The organism is Arcobacter sp. s6 (genome assembly GCF_040884245.1).
Lineage (GTDB): Bacteria > Campylobacterota > Campylobacteria > Campylobacterales > Arcobacteraceae > Aliarcobacter.
In genome coordinates, this window is sequence record NZ_JBEVTN010000011.1 from 39,442 (window position 1) to 58,962 (window position 19,521).

A 19,521-nucleotide genomic window follows, 5' to 3' on the forward strand; every position below is an offset into this window, starting at 1 on the left:
AATTCAGCTATAAAAATATTAAGAGCATTTAGCTATAATTCTTACCATGCAAAATATATTAAAAAAACTAGACTTAATTGATTATATAGATACTTTTTCAAAGCTTATGGCTAGAGAAAAATCTATTATTTTAGAAGGTGATATAAACCTTCATTACAAACTTATAAATGAATTGTCAAAATTTGACATAAAAGCTCCAAATAAAATTGAAAATTTGGATTCACCTTTAATGCATATCCAAAAGCAGGGTATATTAAAAATTGATGATATTTTTGAATTTATCAAAATAATAAATTATTTTAGATATTTAAAAAAATTTAATTTTGATGGAAAACTTGCTGAGTGGATTGATAAAATTATCATACCAAATGACATTGTAAAGATTTGTGAATATTTTGATGATAAAGCGAATTTAAGAGATGGTGTAAATGAAGATTTTGACAATATCAAATATGCTATTAATAAGAATAAAGAGACTATCAAACAAAATTTATATAAGATTATAAATTCTACAAAAATTAGATCATATTTAGTGGATTCACAAGTTCATTATATAAATGGTGAAGAGGCTTTACTTGTAAGAGGAGGTTTTAATCATGTCTTAAGTGGTTCAGTTATAAATAGATCTAATTCTGGATTTTTTTATGTTGTTCCTCATAGTATTAGTGAATTAAAACAAAAACAAAGTGATCTAAAAAATAAGCAAGAAGAGATTTTATTTAAAATTTGTAGAGAAATATCTTCATTATTTGAAAAAAATCTTTTGTTTTTAAAGTTTATAAACAAAGAATTTGATAGATTTGATCACTATCAATCAAGGCTATTTTTCTCAAAAATAAATGATAAAAATTTTATATTACCTTCAAAAAACAATGTTAATAAATTAGTTGATTTTTGCCATCCAGCCTTACATAATGCAAAGCCTATTAGTATTGACTTTACAAAATCCGTTGTGATGATAACAGGAGTAAATGCAGGGGGAAAAACAATGATGTTAAAATCAATTTTAACAGCTGTTTTCTTATCAAAGTATTTGATTCCATATAAAGCTCATCATGATACAGTTGTAACAAACTTCAAGTCAATAAATGCAGTTTTAGATGATCCTCAAAGTGTAAAAAATGATATTTCTACCTTTGCAGGTCGTATGGTTGAATTCTCAAAATTATTTGGAAGTAAAAATGCAATCGTTGGAGTAGATGAAATAGAACTTGGAACTGACTCAGACGAAGCTGCTAGTTTATTTAAAGTAATAATTGAAGAGCTGATTCAAAGAGATATTAAAGTTATTATTACAACTCACCATAAAAGACTAGCTGCACTTATGGCTGCAAATGAAAATGTAGAGTTAATAGCAGCACTTTATGATGAAGAAAATCAAAAACCAACTTATGAGTTTTTACAAGGAACAATTGGAAGATCTTATGCTTTTGAAACAGCTTCTAGATATGGAATACCTCATAGTGTTGTAAAAAGAGCAAAAGAGGTTTATGGTGATGATAAAGATAAATTAAATGAACTAATTGAAAGAAGTAGTTCATTAGAAAGAGAATACAAACAAAAAATTGCAAAACTTGATGAAGAAATAGCAAATATGCAAAGAATCTCTGGAAATCTAAAAGATCAAAAAGAAAAGTTAGATGAACATATTTATTCAGAAAAATCAAAACTACATAAAGAGTATAATGATGCAAGAGATGAAGCCAAAAAAGCTATCAAAGCAAAACTTGTAAGTGAATCACATCAACATTTAAATATTGCCCATAAAAAAGCAGTTGAGATTAAAACTGAAAAAGTTCAAGAGGCAGTTCTTTTAAATGTAGGTGATAGGGTAAAATATAGAAATACAAAAGGTGTAATTGTTTCTATAAAAGGTACAAAAGCATTTATTGAAAATGATATGGGAATGAAAGTTCAAGTATTATTGGCTGATTTAAGTAGAAGTGGAAATCCACCTCCAAAAATACCTACAAAAAAAGCAACTGTAACTATACAAAGACCAGAAACGGGAAGTATAAAACTTGATTTACATGGACAAAGAGCTGAAGAAGCACTTGAGAATCTTGATAAGTTTTTATCTGATGCACTGTTGTCAGGCTTTGAAGAGGTTTTAGTTTACCATGGAATAGGTACAGGAAAACTTGCTTTTGCTGTTAAAGAGTATTTAAAAAAACATCCAAAAGTAAGAGGCTTTGAAGATGCTCATCCAAGTAGTGGAGGCTTTGGTGCTAAAGTGATTAAGCTTTAGTTTTTCACTCACCTTGCTCTTTTAAATAAATATCAGTTAAAATGTATTGGTATTTTAGAAAATAATTTATGATAAATAAGGATTTATGATTATGTATAACAAATTAGAACCAATTAATAAAATTACGGATAAAGAAGTATCAATTAAAGAAATTATGGATTATTCTTTTGCAAAAGAGCAAATGAATTCTCCAATCACAATTTCAGAGTTTTATGAAGCATGTAAAGATTATCCAATCTTTTTTGTAAAAGATGCTAGTAATTTATGGATGGCTACAGTTATGTTAGGTTATAAAGAAAAAGAAAATACTTTTGTTGATGAAAAAGGTACTTGGACTAAACATAAATATATTCCAGCTCATATTAGAAGATACCCTTTTATCTTTGTTACAGATGATAAATCATCACAATTAACATTGGGTGTTGAAAAAGATTATAAAATCAAAACACCAAAAGATGGAAATAGAAAATTATTTGATAAAGATGGAAATAATAGTAAGTTTCTAAATGGAATCTTAAGATTTTTAAACCAATATCACAAAGATTCGCTAGAAACATCTTCTTTCATAAAACAATTAGCTGAGTGGGAACTTTTAGAAGAAAAAAATGCAAAAGTTATTGTTTCAAAAGATGAGCAATACAATATAAATGGATTTTATGTAGTAAATGAAGAAAAATTAAAACACTTAAGTAAAAAAAGAAAAGAAGAACTTTTTAATAAAAATGCAATTCCTTTGATTACCGCACATTTAATATCATTATCAAATATTAAAAGATTCTCATAATATAAAACTTTCTAAATAAGCTAAAGTTCAATCTTGAAAAAAGATCGAACTTTAGAACATACTTTTAAAATTTAGAGTTATATAAGTGATTTTACAAACTCTTCCATAGTTTTATTAGCTGTTTCATTTGGTGCTTCCAAAAAACTTAAAACAAATGAATGTTCTAACTCACAAACGCCAATACTTCTAGGTCTAACTGCTAAAACTTCAGGAGTTGGTAACTCTTTTCCAAAACAAAATATTATATTTTTTGCAGCTTTTATATTTGGATTAATCTCACCATCTTTTAAAGATGATGTGTGTTTATATTGATCAAAAATAGCTATAAAAGCAATTACTGGATGAGCATCTATTTTTACTTGAAGTGCTGAAATTATTTCATCTACACTTTTGTATTGTAATTCATCTTTTTTATATTCGATTTCAAATATATGATATTTTTCTTTAAAAATTTTTTGTTTCATTTTTTCCCTTTTATTTAATTTAATGAAGTAAACGATTTTATTGCACAAGTCATTCTATCTTCTATGTCATTCCCGTCTAAATTCATATAGTCTGATTGAATTTTATATACTAATTTATTGTTATATTTAAATTCGAATAGTAAATATCCAGCATATGATTTAGCATCATTATTCTTTTTACCTTTATCTTCTTTATCATTTTCATAAATATAGTAGTCAATTAATAGCTTTTTATCATCACTATTTATTTGAGTATTTGTATCTATAATATAAGTTTTTATGATTTTTTCTAGTTTTTCATCAGCTTGTTCTTTTGTTAAAATACTCACTAAATTGCTTTTCATATATTTAGAGTATTCAATTGATGAGTTAAATGTGTAGTTATTTGTTTTTAGTGCGTTGATAGCTTCTTCTATTGGTTCTTCAATTAATATTTTTTCAAATGTAGTTGTTTTGGATTGGCATTCAATTCTTTTTGTTTTTATACTTTTATTTGCTTGTTTATATACACCATAAGCTACGAAAGTCATTATTAATAATAAAATTATAGGTAGAATTTTGTTCATTATTTTTATATCCTTTAAAAAGTTTAATGGATATTATCAAATAAAGAATAATAAGTCAATATTATTCTTTATATATAAGTAAATATTATGATTTTATTAGATTTTTTCTATTCCAATATTAATAGAAGAACTTGATGTTTCAATTTTGTCTGTTAGAATGATTTGTTTTGAGTCTATTTTTTTCTCTTTTATTAAATAATTTTTAATATTTAATATTCTATTTTTTGCTATTTCTTCAAGCTCTTTTAATTCTGCTTTTTCTTTTATAACTTCTTTTTCAAGATCTTCTTTTTTTAGAGTAGCATCTTTAGGATTGTCTTCTAAATATTTTTTCTCTTTTAAAGCATATTCTTCTTTTTGTTTATCATACGAAGCTGATATTTTTATTGCTAAATCTTGTTTAGCTGTTAATATTTGAGAAATTTTATCTAATGTCTCTTTTTGAATAGGAGTTATTTCATCGTGTGCTAAATCAAAATCAACACTATTTATCTCATCTGGACTAAAGTTAAATATTGCTCCAAGAAGTGAAAATGGTGCTGTTACAGCTTTTGTCATAAGATTTACAAAGGCATTCCATACTATTGAACCTATTGAGAATGTTGGATCATCCACATTTCCTGAAACTGGAAGTTTAATATCAATAATTCCTTGTGAATTTTTAAGTAAAGTAACTGCTACATCCAAAGGTAAAGAAACAGCATCAGGGCTTTGAACTGATTTACCTAATTCTAATTTAGAAATAGTGATATTATTTTTAGCATCAAGATTTGATTTTTCTATATTGTATTTTAAATCCATATCTAACTTACCACTATTTATTTCCCTACCTACAAATTTACCTGAATATGGTGTGAAATTAGAAATAGCTATATTATTAAAAATCATATTTATATCTGTTAATACTTTTATATTAGTAGGATGAACAATTCCAGTGATTTTTGCAACACCGTATTTATCCACAACACCATTTACATTTAAAGTTGTTGTACTTGATTTTGTATTTTTAAATTCTGATATTTTTCCATTTAGTTTAGTAACTACTGTTTTAAAAGGTACTGGTAAGTTTTTATCTTCAAAAGAAAAAAGAGCATTATTTATATTTATGGGTCCTATATCTAGTTTTGTTTGCGCAGAATCATCTTTACTATTTGACTCTACTTTTTTATTTTCAACTACTTTTGTTACTGGCTTTGAAGCATTTGTTTTTGGAAGTGTTATTGCAATATTTGGATTATTTAAATCTGTTTTTTCGATTTTGAATCCAGAATTACTATTTGATAATTTTTTGATTTGAAGGTCTATCTTTTTAGCTTCAATTTTTGTATTGCTACTTGTATCTAGAAAATCAAGATCTGGCTCTATTAGTTTTACTAAATCTATTGCTATTTTATCATTTATTTTTGATAGATTATTCACATAAAGTTCAATGTTATTTGCATCGATTTTAAGATTATTAGTATTATCAACAAATTTTACTGTAGGTTTTAAAAGCTTAATTTCTTTCAAAGAAATATTTGAATCATTAATAGAAAATGAATTTAAATCTAAATTTATATTAGAAGTTTTAATATTCATTTTAGATTTTTCATCATCAAAATCAATAGTAGGTGTTTTCAAATTTATAGAATTAACAGAAGTTTTTGATCCTTCTATAGCTAAGGTATTTACATCAAGATCTATTTTTGCTGTTTTAACACTCATTTTAGATTGTTTATCATCAAAATCTAAAGTTGGTGTTTTCAGACTTATAGATTTTATTGAAGTTTTTACTCCTTCAATAGCTAATGTATTTACATCAAGATTTATAGAAGAAGTTTTTACATTTATTTTAGATTTTGTATCATCATACTCAATACTTGGAGTTTTTAAACTAATAGTAGAAATAGATGTTTTAGAATCATTTACAAGTAAACTGTTTATATTTATATCTATATTTGGAGTTTTAACACTCATTTTAGATTTATTATCATCAAAATTTAAGCTAGGTGTTTTTAGTGTTATTGAGTTTATTGATGTTTTACCATTATCTATTTTAAAACTATTTAATGCGATATCAGTTTTTTTTGTAAGTAAAGAAAAATTTGCTTTTTTATCATCTAAAACTAAATTATCTTTTGAAATTTCTATTTTATTTATATCTAGTATATTTTTTTTAAGAGTTAATTTATCAAGATTTATATTTGCATTTTTAGAGTTAATTGATAATTTATTTTTATTGTCATTGTAGCTCAAGTTTGGATTTGTAAATTTTAATGAAGTTAAATCTATATCTGAATCTACGATTTTTAAATTATCAAGATTTACATTAAAAGCTTTTGTTTGGGCAATACTATCATTTGTTTTATCATCAAAGGTAAAATCACTATTGTTGATTTTTATATTTTTCAAGCTAATAGTCCATGGTTTTGAAGATTCTGTTTTCGTTTCTTTTATTTCAACTTTTAACTCTTCTTGAACTATTTTATTTTCACTTAGATTTTTTTCTTCTGCTTTTGCAACTTGTTCTTCAGATACTTTTTTTTCTTCTTTAATTAAATTTGCAAAATTTAATCCATCTTTAGATGAAATCATATTTACTTTTAATGCATCAAAATTTATATCTTCTACTCTAATATTTTCTCTATCTAGATTAAAAACAAAAGTTTTAATATCTAATTTTAAGAGATTTAAAATATCAGTTTCATTTTGTTTTAAATTTATATTATTAAATTCAAATTTATCACTATTTATATTTAAAGCAAAATCTTTATTCGCATGAAAATCATAGTTTAGTAATAAGTTAAGATTTGCATTTTCATCTAAATCAAAATTTAATAAATCTTTTTTATAAGCTAAAAGTTCTTTTAATCTTAAATCTTCAATTGAAATTTTCCCGTAACCTCTAAATGGCTCTAATTTAAAAGCTCCACCAATTGTGATATTTGTATTTTCATTTAATTTAAGTTTTAAATCATTTGAAGAAAGAATATCATTAAATGTTCCTAAATCATACAAAGTATAATTTATATTTTTTAAGCTTAGGCTATAAGGGTTTTCTTCTTGATTTATGTAGTTTATATTTGCATTCTCTAATGATAATTTAGAAACTAAAAAATTTAACATTTTAGAATTGTCATCTTCTTCTTTTTCTTCTTCAGTTTCTTTTGATGGTTTTACAAGTTTTGTTAAGTTTAGTTGACCATCTTTTTCTTCAATAACATTAACTAAAGCATCCACTAATGAGATGTTTTGAAAGCTTACATTTAAATTTTCAATTGATTTCAATACTCCAAAATCTATAGTAAACTCTTTAAATGAAATTGTAGGTGTTTGGTTTGAATCACTTAATTTAAAATTATGAATTTTTAGATTGAAAGTAAAAGGATTAAATTCAATTTTTTCAATAGTTGTTTTTTGTGTTAGATTTTCATCCAAATTTTTCACTAACTGGTCTTCTAAAATAGTAGGAATAATTTTAAATCCTATGGTTATATAAATAGCTAATGTAAAGCAAAGCCAATAAAATGATTTTTCTAGTTTTCCCATAGGGCAATCCTTTTTTTGTGAATAACAAGTGTAAATTTAAATTATTATAACAAAATAAAGCTAAGTTAGATAAAATTCCATTAACAAAAAGGATACATAAAATGACTATTATAGAATTATTTCAAAAATTATTAAGATTTAAATCAATTACACCTTCAGATGATGGAGCATTTGATTTCATCGAAGAATATTTAGGCGATACATGGACTTGCATAAAATTAGATATGGAAGGAGTAAAAAATAGATTTTATTATAAAAAATTTAATGAAAATTCTCAACATCTATGTTTTGCTGGTCATATCGATGTGGTTCCTGTAGGAAGTTCATGGGAAATAGACCCATTTGCTGCAGAAGTTATTGATGGAGTAATAACAGCTAGGGGTACACAAGATATGAAAAGTGGAGTTGCAGCTTATTTATATGCTTGTAAACATGCAAAAAATTTTGATGGAACACTAAGTATTTTAATGACAAGTGATGAAGAAGGTGAGGGAACTTACGGAACTATAAAAATGCTTGAACATCTAAAAGAAATAGATTTTATTCCAAACTATGCAGTCGTAGCAGAACCCACTTGTGAAGAAGTATTTGGAGATGCTATAAAAGTAGGCCGAAGAGGAAGTATAAATGGATACATCACAATAAAAGGTAAACAAGGACACGCTGCATATCCTGAAAAATGTATAAATCCAGTTCATAATTTTGCACAAATTTTACCTCAAATAGCTGGACACAATCTAGACAATGGAGATGAGTATTTCGCACCATCAAAAATGGTTATCACAGATATAAGAGGTGGAATGGAAGTTACAAACGTAACACCAAATGAACTAAAACTAATGTTCAATGTGCGAAACTCAACAAACACAACAAAGCAATCTGTAGAAGCCTTTATAAATGAAAAACTAAAAGGCTTAACATATGATTTTAGAACAACACAAGGCTCTTTCCCATTTGTAACAAACAAAGAATCAAAAGTAGTACGTGCAATGGAAAACTCAATCAAAGAAGTTTTAGGAGTAACAACAAAACACTCAACTCACGGTGGTACAAGTGATGCAAGATATTTTGGAGCATTTGGAATCGAAGCTATAGAATTTGGTGTTATAAATGACACTATTCATAGTACTGGTGAGAGAACTACTGTTAAAGAAGTTGAGGGATTGACTGCTGTGTTTGAGGATTTGATTCGGAAGTTTTAATAGAATATAAATTACAAATTCTTGTGTTATAATGGATAAAAAAATAGAAAGGAATCAAAATAAAATGAATAAAGAAGATATATTAGAAGTGCTTAAAAGTAAAAAAGCTTCATATCACTTAAAAAACTTTATATTATTTGGTTCTGTTTCTTCTGCAACAAATACAAAGCATAGTGATATAGATATAGCATATATTGAAGATGATAAAACAAGATTGAATTTTGAAAGTTACTTAAAACTAGAAAGTGAACTAGAGAAAATATTTAATGCTAAAATTGATTTAATCAATTATAAAAAATTTAATCCACTTATTAAACTACATTCAGAAAAAGATTTTATATATGTTTGATAGTAAAAATGTATTATACATACTCACAATGCTTGAAGCAATCGAAAAGATTTTTATTTATTCTGCTGATTTCAAAAATGAAGAAGAGTTTTATTTAGCAAATAAACAATTAAATTTTAATGCAAGTGTAAACTTACTAATAGCAATAGGTGAAGAAAATAAAAAAATTAATGAAGAGTTAAAAACATCAAATAAAATCAATTGGAAAAATTTATCAGCTATGAGAGATAAAGTTTCACATAACTATCGAGGAATTGATGAATCAATGGTATGGGAAATTATAAAAGATTATCTACCTACTTTAAAAGTCTTATTGATAGAAATGTTACCTAAAATTGAAAATAGTGAAATGTATATCAACGAAGCATTAAAAACTCAATATTATGAAGAGTTACATTATTTGAAATAAATGATGATGTTTTGCTGCATAGCGAAGTTTTAAAAAAGGACTAAAAAATGGAAGATAACTTAACAAGATGTAGACAAAGATTTGCTAACTATAAAAAATCTTTAGGGCATTTAAAAACTACTGTTGAAAAAGAAGATTTAAATGACATAGAAAAAGCAGGGCTTATACAGTTTTTTGAAGTTACATTTGAACTATCTTGGAAAGTAATGAAAGATTTTTTAACTGCTGAGGGATATGAAGTAAAAAGCCCACGGGAGAGTATAAAAACTGCTTTTGAATATGGATTAATAGAAAATGGAACTTTATGGCTTGAAGCACTTGAAAAAAGAAATCTTGCATCTCACACTTATGATGATAAAATTCTTGATGAACTTGAAGAGTTAATTATTCATACTTATTATCCACTTTTCAATGATTTAAAAGAAATTTTAAAGAAAAAATTATGATAGGACTTTCACCAAAAGAGCTAGAAATCCTACAAAATGTATTCAAAAAGTTTGATGATATAAAAGAAGTCATACTTTTTGGTTCACGAGCTTTGGGTACACATAAAACTGCCTCTGATATTGACCTTGCCATAAAAGGCAATGTTGATATAAACACTCTTTCAAAACTAAAATACACCCTTGAAGAAGATACAAATTTGCCTTATTTTTTTGATGTTGTGATTTATGACAACCTTGATAATTTGGAATTGAAGAAGCATATTGATGAGTTTGGAAAAAAAATCTATTAAATCTTTTTTTGTTATTTTTAGATATTATCTTTTTTAAATAATTTTACTTGGAAATATAATGAGACTACTTTTTATCTACTTTTATAAAGATTTTGGAACTTTTGAAAAAGGTTCAATAATTCACCTATCAAAAAAATATAAATTTACTACTGATGAAAAAAAATCTACTGAAAATAGATTTTATTTCAAAAAGGAAGAAAATCTCAATTTTATAGAAGATTTTTATTCTAATAATATTGATATTGGCGTACTTATAGGAGAAAATGGAACAGGTAAAAGTGTACTTTTAAACTCTATTAGAGATAAAAATAATGAGTATTCTATTTGTGTTTATGAAGAAGAAAATGGATTTTATTGTTTTTCAAATCAAAAAGAAATTTTTATAGAAAATCAGAAAATTACAGAAAAAGAGTTAAATTATATTTATTATACTTCTTTGATTGATGCTTTTGATAATGATATAAATGATAAATACAATATTTCAAATAGAGCTTTTTTAAAAAAACATGATGAAAAAAATTTAGATATAAAACTTAGTCTTATTGAAAATGACGATATCCAAAAATACTTCAAAATGGAACAAAAGATTAATTATGATGTAAAAATTAATGGATTAAAATAAATTATAATGATAAGTTTTTTTCCCAATTAAAAGAAAAAATTTTTCAAAAAGAGTTTGAAAATATTTATCCAATATATATAAATAATATAAAAAGTAAAATAAAGATTATAGATGAAAATCTTTTTACATCTAAAGATGATAAATTTTATAATTATATTTTTAAGGTAATTGCTAATAGTTTTTCCAATGAAAATTTATTTGGACACATGATAGAAAATAGAGATTTTTACTTAGTAAATAATTTTGATTTCTTAAATAAAATTAATCAAATCATAAATAGAAAGATTAATGAAAAATTAGATGATGGATTTAAAGAGCAGATAAAACAAATAAAATTATATTTTGAAAATAATAGTGTAAAAAATAGTTTTCATAAGATTTATATAATCAAATAAAGAATTTGACAAAATGATAAATTTACTTTACATTTTCTCCAAATATCCCATAAATGATAAGTAACTTTACCATTTTGACTTAAAACATTAAGAAGGACATTTTATTATGAACGCAATAGAATATATAAAAGAACATCATAGTAAAGACTCAATAATCACAAAAGATATTGTATTAGCAAAGTTTTGTGCCCTTGAAAATAACTATAAACACTCTTTTGTCATTCCTTGCAATCTTTTGAATATTGTATATAGTGGTACAAAGATTTTGCATACAGTTGATAGTGATATAGAAGTTCAAGCTGGTGAGGCTTTTTTTATTACTAAGGGTGAATATGTTATGAGTGAAGTTGTTGGGGAAAGTGAATATAAGTGTTTATTGATATTTTTTGATCATCACTTAAGCCGAAAACTTTTATCTGAACTTCCTTTTAAACTTAATGCTAATAAAAATATTGATACAAAAAATATATTCAAATTTGAAGTTGATGCATTTTTACAAAATACAGCTGATACGTTGAAACTTTATTTAGAAGATAAACCTAAATTTAGTGAAGAGTTAATTAGTTTAAAACTAAAAGAGTTGATACTTTTGATTTTAGGTACAGATTCTAAAGAAAATTTTATTAGTTTTTGTCAAAATCTAATTTTAGATAAAAGTGATTTAAAAAGCTTTATGGAAAGTAACTTTGAAAAAGATTTGAGTATTGAAGAGTTTTCAAAACTAAGTGGTAGAAGTCTTAGTGGTTTTAAAAGTGAGTTTAAATCTATATTTAATGAATCTCCAATGCAATGGATTTTGAAAAAAAGAGTTGAAAAAGGAAAATTTTTGATTCAAGAACTTGGCTATGATGTTGGAAGTGCAGCTTTGAGTGTAGGGTTTAAAACTCATGCTCATTTTAGCAGAGTTTACAAAAAACGCTTCAATATTAATCCTAGCTATATAGACAAATAGTTAAACTTCTCAGATAAACAATATATAAAAATAACTGATATACTTTTCATATAAACAAAAAAAGGAAAAATATGAAAAAAATAGCATTATCATTAATAACAACAGCAATTTTAGGTTTTGCAAGTACTCTTACAATAGAGGGATTTTCTTCACCTGAAAGCACTATTGTAAATAAAAGTGATTTATATGTATCAAATGTTGGAAAAGAGTTAAAACCAACTTTAAAAGATGCAGATGGATTTATTTCAAAATTAGATGTAAATGGAAAAATCAAAGAGTTACATTTTATAGATGGATTAGACGCACCAAAAGGTATGGGAATAGTTGGAAATACTCTTTTTGTGACTGATATTGATACTTTAAGAGGTTTTGATTTAAAAACTAAAAAAGAAGTTTTTAATGTAGTTTTCGAAGGTGTGAATTTTTTAAATGACATTACAGTAAAAGATTCAAATACTTTATTTATAAGTGCTAGTGATACAAGTGCGATTTATGAAGTAGATATTTCAAAAAAAAGCTATAAAAAACTAATTGATTTCACTGTAGCAAATGGACTTTTTTATGAAAATGGTATTTTGTATGCAGCCCAACTTGGAAGTAGTACTCAAAATATGTTTGATGGAAAAGGAAAGTTATATCAAATCGATTTAAAAAACAATAATAAACTAACACAGCTAGGAACTTTTGAAGGTGTTTTAGATGGCGTTGATAAAGTTGGGAATAAAGTTTATGTTAGTGATTGGGGAAATGCAGAAAAAACGGGAATTATAAGAGTTTATGATTTAAAAACAAAAGAAGAAAGTATTTTAAAAGCAGAGCTTTTTATGGGTGCTGCTGATTTTTGGATTGATAAAAAATCAAAAAAGATTTTTATACCTCAGATGATAGGAAATAAAGTAAGTATTTATGATTTAAAATAAGATGTAGAAGAGATTAAAAAATCTCTTCTACAAAATATCTATTGTTTTTCACATTGATATGAACATTTGTATCAAATATATCTGATAGATTTTTACTTGTTAAAATATCTTTTTTAGCTCCACTTTTATAAATAGTATTGTTATGTATCAAAGCTACATTTTGTATTTCTTCAAAAATCTCTTCAAGGTGATGAGTTACTAAAATAATAGAGCAGTTTTTTGATAATTTTTGAACCATTTTAATAAAGTTTATTTGTGCTTTTATATCAAGTCCAACTGTTGGCTCATCTAAAATAAAGGCTTTTGGATCGTGAATTAAAGCACGTGCAACTATACATTTTCGCAGTTCTCCTGTTGACATCTCTTTTATATATTTGTCTGCTAGATGTTCTATTTCTAAATATTTCATAGTTTCTTTTGCTTTTTCGTGTTGTTCATCACTAAAATCTTGATGTTTAAAAACTCCAACAGAACTATAATGTCCACTTAAAACTGTAATATATCCTGTTAAAAAAGAACCATTAATTGCAAAATAGTTATGTAAATCATTTGTGATGATTCCTAACTCTTTTTTTAGCTCAAAAATAGAGTAGTTTGATTTCCCTAAAATCTCTTTTTTATAAGGATTTGTTTTTCTTGGATGAATTTCTGATTGAATAAGTTTCATCAAAGTTGACTTTCCACTTCCATTTGCTCCAAGTATTGCCCAATGCTCTTTTTCTTTTATTTTTAATGTAATATCTTTTAAAATAATTTTACTATCATATCCTACATTTATGTTTTCAAAATCAATAATATTCATAAATCTCCTAAATAAATATGTTTTTCAAGATACTACTAGTAAATGTTTAATATAATCCTTAAAATACGATTTATATATAAAGAGAGCAAATGAAAGTTACAAGAATAAAAAAATTAATGATTTCAGGTATTAGTGCTGTTACAAATAATGAATTTGAAATGAGTGAAGAAAATGGGAAAATAGCCCAACTTTGGGAAGATTATTTTGCAAATGATGTTTATAAAAAAACTTTTGACAAATCAAATAGTGATTTTATGTATGGTGTTTATAGTAATTACGATTCAGATGTAAGTGGAAACTATAAAGTAACAGTTGGTGTTGAAGTTACAAAAGCAAAAAATGCAATAGTTATTGAAGATAAAAAATATTTAGTTTTCACAAAACAAGGTGAGCTTCCAATGGTTGTAGTTGAATTATGGGAAAAGATTTGGGATTATTTTGAAAAAAATAGTGATTATGAAAGAGCCTTTGAAATAGATTTTGAAAAATATGCAAAAGAAGATGAAATAGAGATTTATGTTTCTATAAAATAATACAAAATAATTATTATGAATATTATAAAAGAAATTTTACAAAAACAAAAAGCCTTTATTATTGATGGAGCATTGGGAACACAGATTCAAAAAAATGGTCATGATGTCAATGATTCTTTATGGTCTGCAAAGTTTTTAAATGAAGACGTATCAGTTATAAAAGAAGTTCATAAACAATATTTACAAGCAGGAGCTGATTGTATAATCACTTCAAGTTATCAAGCAAGTATTGAAGGGTTTTTAAAAAAAGGTTTTTCCCAAGAAAAAGCTATTGAATTAATAAAATTGTCAATAAATATTGCAAAAGAAGTAAGAGATGAATTTTGGTCAGGGTTTGAAGATAAAGCAAGTAGAGTAGAACCTCTAGTTGCTGCATCTATTGGCCCTTATGGAGCTTATTTGGCTGATGGTTCTGAATATAGTGGCGATTATAAAATAAGTGATGAAGAATTAAAAGATTTTCATAAAAAAAGATTAGAAATCATCCTTGAAACAAATCCTGATATTCTAGCTTGTGAAACTATTCCTTCATTTAAAGAAGCAAAAATTATTTGTGCCTTATTAAAAGAGTATTCGAATATTGCAGTATGGATTACTTTTAGTGCAAAAAATGAAAGTTATACAAATGCGGGCGATGATATAAAAGAGTGTATGACTTATCTTGATAAGCAAGAACATATAAGTGCTGTTGGAATAAATTGCACAGCACCACAATATATTCCAATGCTTATAGAAAATATCAAAAATGTTTGTTCAAAACCAATTGTTATTTATCCAAATGGTGGATCTAAATATAATCCTATTACAAAACTATGGGAAAAAGGTGAGTTAAATGCACAAGAGTATGCAAAACTAGCACATCTTTGGTATACAAATGGAGCAAGGCTTATTGGTGGATGTTGTGAAACTACCCCTAATGAGATTGAATGTATTAGAAAAACATTAATTGTTTAGTATTTGAAAAATGATAATTTAAGAGAAAAATATGAATTTAGAAAAATTAAAAAACGTAGAAGCTGAGTTTTTATTTCATTATCCAAAGGGTTTTGAAGATGAAAAGTTTTTTCCAACTATGAAGAAGTTTAATCCATCAAAACTTGAAGAGTTTACAAAAGAAAGTTTAAAAAAAGAGAACTTTTCAAATCCAAATTTGGTTGTAGATGCTTTTTTTAAGATTATTCAAAAATCTGTTTTAGTTTCTTTGTTTGATAAGTTAAAATTCCGTGATATGTTAGCTGGTTTAACTTCTTATGAAAAAGATATGTTAAGTATAGAATTGTATGAATTATTACATGGAAATCAAAAAAATGGTTTTGAGGGGTTAGTTGAGTTCTTAGCTCAATATAATCTTGCAAAATGGACTGTAATTTCTGTTGTTTTATATTATAACGATAGACAAAAAGAGTATTTTATAAAACCAACTACTACAAAAAATGTAATCAAATATTTTGAATTGCAAAATCTAACTTATAAACCAACTCCAAGTTTTGAGTTTTATAATTCTTATAAAAAAGTATTAAATGAAATGAAAAAAAATGTTCATAAAACACTCAAAATTGACAATGCTGCTTTTACTGGATTTTTAAGAATTGGAATGGAAGATTAATTTTTTCATAGTAAAATATGCATACTAAAATAAAAAAGAGAATAATATGAAAATACCAAATATGATTTATGGAACAGCTTGGAAAAAAGAAAATACAAGTGATTTAGTTTATGAAGCATTAATGCATGGCTTCAAGGGTGTTGATACAGCTTGTCAACCAAAACATTATAGGGAAGATTTAGTTGGTGAGGGTCTTTTAAAAGCTTATGAAAAGGGTATAAAAAGAGAAGATATTTTTCTTCAAACAAAATTTACTCCAATTGATGGACAAGACAAAACTAATATGCCTTATTTAGAAAGTGATGAGATAGAAGTTCAAGTTGAGAAATCTTTTGAAAAATCTAAAAAGAACTTAAAGACTAATTTTATTGATTCTTATGTTTTACATTCTCCTGTATATCCTGGTGCTAAACTTCAAAGAGTGTGGCAAAAGATGGAAGAGTTTTATGATAAAAAAGAAGTAGGGCAACTGGGGATTAGTAACTGTTATGATTTAGATGTTTTGGTTTATTTGTATAATAATGCAAGAATAAAACCAAGTGTTGTTCAAAATAGGTTTTATGCTCAATCAGCTTATGATAAAGAAATCAGAGCTTTTTGTCTTGAAAAAGGAATTGTTTATGAAAGTTTTTGGTCACTAACTGCAAATCCACATATCTTGGCATCTGATATTTTAGAAAATATTGCAAAGAAATATGAAAGAGGTGTTGCAGAAATTTTTTATAAATTTTTAAATCAAATAAATATCGTTCCATTAAATGGAACGACTTCAAAAAAACATATGATTGAAGATTTGAAAATTAGTGAAATTGAACTTTTAGCTGAAGAAATAGAACAAATTTCTAGCTTATTAAAATAGTTAGACTACTAAAACTAGTCTAAGTATTTTGATATTTAGTAAATAAAAATAAACCTATCATTATCAAAGAAAGACCAATGATTGAGATAAAGTTTAAAGAGGTATTTCCTAAAAATATCATTCCACCAAGTAATGCGAAGACTACTTCACTTGCCTGAGTTGCATCGATTGCTGCTATTTCATTTGAATTCTTTGCTATATTTCTTGCATATAAAAATATAGAAGTTGCAAGAACTCCTGAAAGTAGGGCAACAAGTGCTGTGTTTATTATTTGAGAGTTACTTGGGGCTTCTGGATGTATTATTAAAAGTAAAATAAACCATAAAGGCAATGAACCAATCGAAAGTAAAAATACTTTATTAAAAGCGTTGTTTAATAGCTTCGATGTGATTTTAGGAACGTTTTGGTGGTCACCATTTTTTGCTTCCCAAACTAACTGATTTCCAATTGGATAACAAAAAGATGCTACTAAAATAGGAAGTCCACCAAGTAATAAAGCTTTTAAATCAAAAGTATCAATATGAGATAGATTTACTAAGCAAACACCAATAAATATGATTATAGAAAAAGCCCAGATTTTTTTTGGAAATTTTTTACCAAAAAACATCAATATAAAAAGAGTAGAAACAACAGTAAACTGCCACGTTGCAGCTATTACCCAAGCAGGTGAAAAATCAGCACTAAAACATATTAATGCGTAGAAAAATCCAAATCCAATAGTACCACTTATGGTCCAAAAAAGATAGTTTGACATAAATAGTTTATAAATATCAATAAGTCTTTGTATTCCACCTTGAAAAAATAATATCAAAGTTAAAAATAAAATCATAAAAAAGTATCGAAGAGTTGCAGACCAAAGCCAATGCCCACCTGATACACTCATCACCTCATTTAAAATAAATGTGCTTGAAAAAAAAGCCCCTGAAAGAACACCTAATAAAATTAATCTAATCATTGAAATCCAATATTATAATTTATATATAATTTTTAAAAAACTTTAATATAACTAAAGTAAAAAATATTTTTTATTATATACATTAAAATATTAAAAGATATATGTATTTATGGATATAAAATATCAGTTAATGAATAAATTTCACAAAAAGAGACATATAAATAACTAAATTATAGATTTATTGTATATTTTAGAAAATGCTATCACCGCATTTTTTATTTCATCTTCTTCAAAACCTCCAAATCCCATTCTTATTCCCCACCAGTTTTCTTTTTCATAATTATTTGTAAAGTAGATTTTTATTTTTTCTTTTAATGCTTCTTCTTTTAGTTTATTTAAGTCTAAATTTACAGTTGGCTTTATTAAGATTGATAATCCTCCTCCTTGAACCAGTATTTCCATAGTTTCTTTTAAATATTCTTTCAGTAAATCTCTCATAAGATTATGTTTTTTTCTATTTAATGTACGAATTTTTCTTAAATGTTTATCCCAATGTCCATCTTTTATAAAAAGCTCAAGTGTTTTTTGAGTAAATAATGAAACTTTTGAAAAATATGAATCAAAATATTTATCAACTTCTTGAAGTAAAAAAATGGGTAATACCATATATGAAACCCTAAGTGCAGGTGAAAGCGACTTTGAAAATGTTCCTAGATAAACTACTTTTTCATTGTCATCTAAACCTTGTAAGGAAGGTATTGGTCTATTAGAGTAAGAAAGTTCGCTATCATAATCATCTTCTAATATAATTCCATTTTGAGTGTTTGCCCATTCTAATAGTTTCAATCGATTTGATATAGGGATTGAAACTCCTGTTGGGTATTGATGAGATGGAGTTACATAAACAATTTTTGCTTTTGATTTATTAAGTTCATCTATGTTTATTCCATTTTCATTTATAGATATTTTATCTATTTCATATCCATAGTTTTCAAATACTTGGGAAGCCACATAATAACCAGGATTTTCTATGGCAAAAAGATTATTGTCATTTTTTAACATTTTTGCTAATAAGTTCATTGAATCACCAAATCCATTTGTAATTATTACTTGCTCTGCATGACATCTTACACCTCTCGATGAAATAAGATATTTTGCTATTTCTTCTTTTAATCCAAATTCACCTTTTCCATTGGTGTATGCTCCTAAATTAATAGACTCATCAATAGCTTTGTTAAAAACTCTTTTCCATAGTTTTAAAGGAAAAGAATTTTTTGAAAGCCTTGCTGGTGCAAAATCATATTTATAGTTTATCGTTTTTGTATTTTTTTGAATAATAATTGAGTTTTTAGAAGTAAATTCTTTATAAATGGTATCACAAACTATATATCCACTTTTTGGATAACTTTCTATATAACCCTCTGCATAAAGTTGAGTATATGCAGATTCAACAGTAGTTTTACTAAGATTGTAAAGTGAAGATACTTTTCTTATAGAAGGAAGTTTATCCCCAATATTTAGATTGTTTATTATGTCATTTTTTATTTCATTATAAAGTTGAATATGAAGTGGTATTTTATTATTTGCATCTATTATATACATAACTGTCCTTGTAAAATATTAAAAATTTGTCACTTGTAGTAAGTACAGA

At 25.6% G+C, this 19,521-nt stretch carries 21 protein-coding genes; 15 read left to right on the forward strand and 6 right to left on the reverse strand.

The features are described from left to right. Nucleotides 1–46 precede the first annotated feature (46 nt). Together ABVS04_RS08025 and ABVS04_RS08030 are read left to right on the forward strand one after the other, a co-directional pair. The gene (locus ABVS04_RS08025; protein WP_368030171.1) at nt 47–2,248 is read left to right on the forward strand and encodes an endonuclease MutS2; all 2,202 of its coding nucleotides are present in this window, start codon (nt 47–49) and stop codon (nt 2,246–2,248) included. Between the two features lie 91 nt (nt 2,249–2,339). Beyond that, nucleotides 2,340–3,032, forward strand: a complete 693-nt coding sequence (locus tag ABVS04_RS08030) for a SapC family protein (protein ID WP_368030172.1) — start codon at nt 2,340–2,342, stop codon at nt 3,030–3,032. A 77-nt stretch (nt 3,033–3,109) separates the two neighbouring features. On the opposite strand, the gene ABVS04_RS08035 is transcribed toward ABVS04_RS08030, so the two are convergent. The 3 genes from ABVS04_RS08035 to ABVS04_RS08045 all read right to left on the reverse strand — a co-directional run bounded on the left by ABVS04_RS08035 (nt 3,110) and on the right by ABVS04_RS08045 (nt 7,590). Continuing rightward, the gene (locus ABVS04_RS08035) at nt 3,110–3,496 is read right to left on the reverse strand and encodes a DUF6858 family protein (RefSeq protein WP_368030173.1); all 387 of its coding nucleotides are present in this window, start codon (nt 3,494–3,496) and stop codon (nt 3,110–3,112) included. Nucleotides 3,497–3,510: 14 nt separating this feature from the next. Further along, complete coding sequence (locus tag ABVS04_RS08040; RefSeq protein WP_368030174.1) at nt 3,511–4,062, reverse strand: hypothetical protein; 552 nt, start codon at nt 4,060–4,062, stop codon at nt 3,511–3,513. Nucleotides 4,063–4,158: 96 nt separating this feature from the next. Beyond that, the gene (locus ABVS04_RS08045) at nt 4,159–7,590 is read right to left on the reverse strand and encodes a DUF748 domain-containing protein (protein WP_368030175.1); all 3,432 of its coding nucleotides are present in this window, start codon (nt 7,588–7,590) and stop codon (nt 4,159–4,161) included. Nucleotides 7,591–7,691: 101 nt separating this feature from the next. Here ABVS04_RS08045 and dapE point away from each other — a divergent pair, with 101 nt between their 5' ends. From dapE to ABVS04_RS08090, 9 genes are all read left to right on the forward strand, one after another. Further along, nucleotides 7,692–8,792 (forward strand): succinyl-diaminopimelate desuccinylase, encoded by a 1,101-nt coding sequence (gene dapE, locus ABVS04_RS08050; RefSeq protein ID WP_368030176.1) that lies wholly within the window; start codon nt 7,692–7,694, stop codon nt 8,790–8,792. A gap of 64 nt (nt 8,793–8,856) precedes the next feature. Next, a complete protein-coding gene (locus ABVS04_RS08055; RefSeq protein WP_368030177.1) occupies nt 8,857–9,141 on the forward strand; it encodes a nucleotidyltransferase family protein in 285 nt (94 codons plus the stop codon). Beyond that, complete coding sequence (locus ABVS04_RS08060; protein WP_368030178.1) at nt 9,134–9,550, forward strand: DUF86 domain-containing protein; 417 nt, start codon at nt 9,134–9,136, stop codon at nt 9,548–9,550. The genes ABVS04_RS08055 and ABVS04_RS08060 overlap by 8 nt, the downstream gene beginning before the upstream one ends. Nucleotides 9,551–9,597: 47 nt before the next feature. Then, nucleotides 9,598–9,996 (forward strand): nucleotidyltransferase substrate binding protein, encoded by a 399-nt coding sequence (locus ABVS04_RS08065; RefSeq protein ID WP_368030179.1) that lies wholly within the window; start codon nt 9,598–9,600, stop codon nt 9,994–9,996. Beyond that, a complete protein-coding gene (locus ABVS04_RS08070; RefSeq protein WP_368030180.1) occupies nt 9,993–10,286 on the forward strand; it encodes a nucleotidyltransferase family protein in 294 nt (97 codons plus the stop codon). The genes ABVS04_RS08065 and ABVS04_RS08070 overlap by 4 nt, the downstream gene beginning before the upstream one ends. 58 nt (nt 10,287–10,344) lie before the next feature. Continuing rightward, entirely contained in the window at nt 10,345–10,908 is a 564-nt protein-coding gene (locus ABVS04_RS08075; protein WP_368030181.1) for a hypothetical protein, read from the forward strand. A 206-nt stretch (nt 10,909–11,114) separates the two neighbouring features. Further along, on the forward strand, nt 11,115–11,303 hold the full coding sequence (locus ABVS04_RS08080; protein ID WP_368030182.1) for a hypothetical protein: 189 nt from the start codon (nt 11,115–11,117) through the stop codon (nt 11,301–11,303). 106 nt (nt 11,304–11,409) lie between these two features. Further along, nucleotides 11,410–12,255 (forward strand): helix-turn-helix transcriptional regulator, encoded by an 846-nt coding sequence (locus ABVS04_RS08085; RefSeq protein ID WP_368030183.1) that lies wholly within the window; start codon nt 11,410–11,412, stop codon nt 12,253–12,255. A gap of 71 nt (nt 12,256–12,326) precedes the next feature. Next, complete coding sequence (locus ABVS04_RS08090; RefSeq protein WP_368030184.1) at nt 12,327–13,175, forward strand: ATP-binding protein; 849 nt, start codon at nt 12,327–12,329, stop codon at nt 13,173–13,175. A 13-nt stretch (nt 13,176–13,188) separates the two neighbouring features. On the opposite strand, the gene ABVS04_RS08095 is transcribed toward ABVS04_RS08090, so the two are convergent. Beyond that, the gene (locus ABVS04_RS08095; protein ID WP_368030185.1) at nt 13,189–13,977 is read right to left on the reverse strand and encodes an ABC transporter ATP-binding protein; all 789 of its coding nucleotides are present in this window, start codon (nt 13,975–13,977) and stop codon (nt 13,189–13,191) included. A gap of 89 nt (nt 13,978–14,066) precedes the next feature. On the opposite strand from ABVS04_RS08095, the gene ABVS04_RS08100 reads away from it, so the two are divergent. From ABVS04_RS08100 to ABVS04_RS08115, 4 genes are read left to right on the forward strand one after another with little or no spacing between them, the layout of a single operon-like run. Further along, nucleotides 14,067–14,510 (forward strand): GyrI-like domain-containing protein, encoded by a 444-nt coding sequence (locus ABVS04_RS08100; RefSeq protein WP_368030186.1) that lies wholly within the window; start codon nt 14,067–14,069, stop codon nt 14,508–14,510. 15 nt (nt 14,511–14,525) lie between these two features. Beyond that, nucleotides 14,526–15,464 carry a homocysteine S-methyltransferase gene (mmuM, locus tag ABVS04_RS08105; protein ID WP_368030187.1) on the forward strand — a complete coding sequence of 313 codons (939 nt, stop codon included), beginning with the start codon at nt 14,526–14,528 and terminating at the stop codon, nt 15,462–15,464. 31 nt (nt 15,465–15,495) lie between these two features. Continuing rightward, on the forward strand, nt 15,496–16,116 hold the full coding sequence (locus ABVS04_RS08110; RefSeq protein ID WP_368030188.1) for a hypothetical protein: 621 nt from the start codon (nt 15,496–15,498) through the stop codon (nt 16,114–16,116). A gap of 46 nt (nt 16,117–16,162) precedes the next feature. Further along, nucleotides 16,163–16,975: an aldo/keto reductase family protein gene (locus ABVS04_RS08115; protein WP_368030189.1), complete on the forward strand. Its 813-nt coding sequence runs from the start codon at nt 16,163–16,165 to the stop codon at nt 16,973–16,975. 19 nt (nt 16,976–16,994) lie between these two features. Here the strand turns inward: ABVS04_RS08115 and ABVS04_RS08120 are convergent, their stop codons facing one another. Both ABVS04_RS08120 and ABVS04_RS08125 read right to left on the reverse strand, forming a co-directional pair. Beyond that, the gene (locus tag ABVS04_RS08120) at nt 16,995–17,930 is read right to left on the reverse strand and encodes a multidrug resistance efflux transporter family protein (protein ID WP_368030190.1); all 936 of its coding nucleotides are present in this window, start codon (nt 17,928–17,930) and stop codon (nt 16,995–16,997) included. A 165-nt stretch (nt 17,931–18,095) separates the two neighbouring features. Further along, complete coding sequence (locus tag ABVS04_RS08125; RefSeq protein WP_368030191.1) at nt 18,096–19,472, reverse strand: PLP-dependent aminotransferase family protein; 1,377 nt, start codon at nt 19,470–19,472, stop codon at nt 18,096–18,098. Between the last annotated feature and the right edge of the window lie 49 nt (nt 19,473–19,521).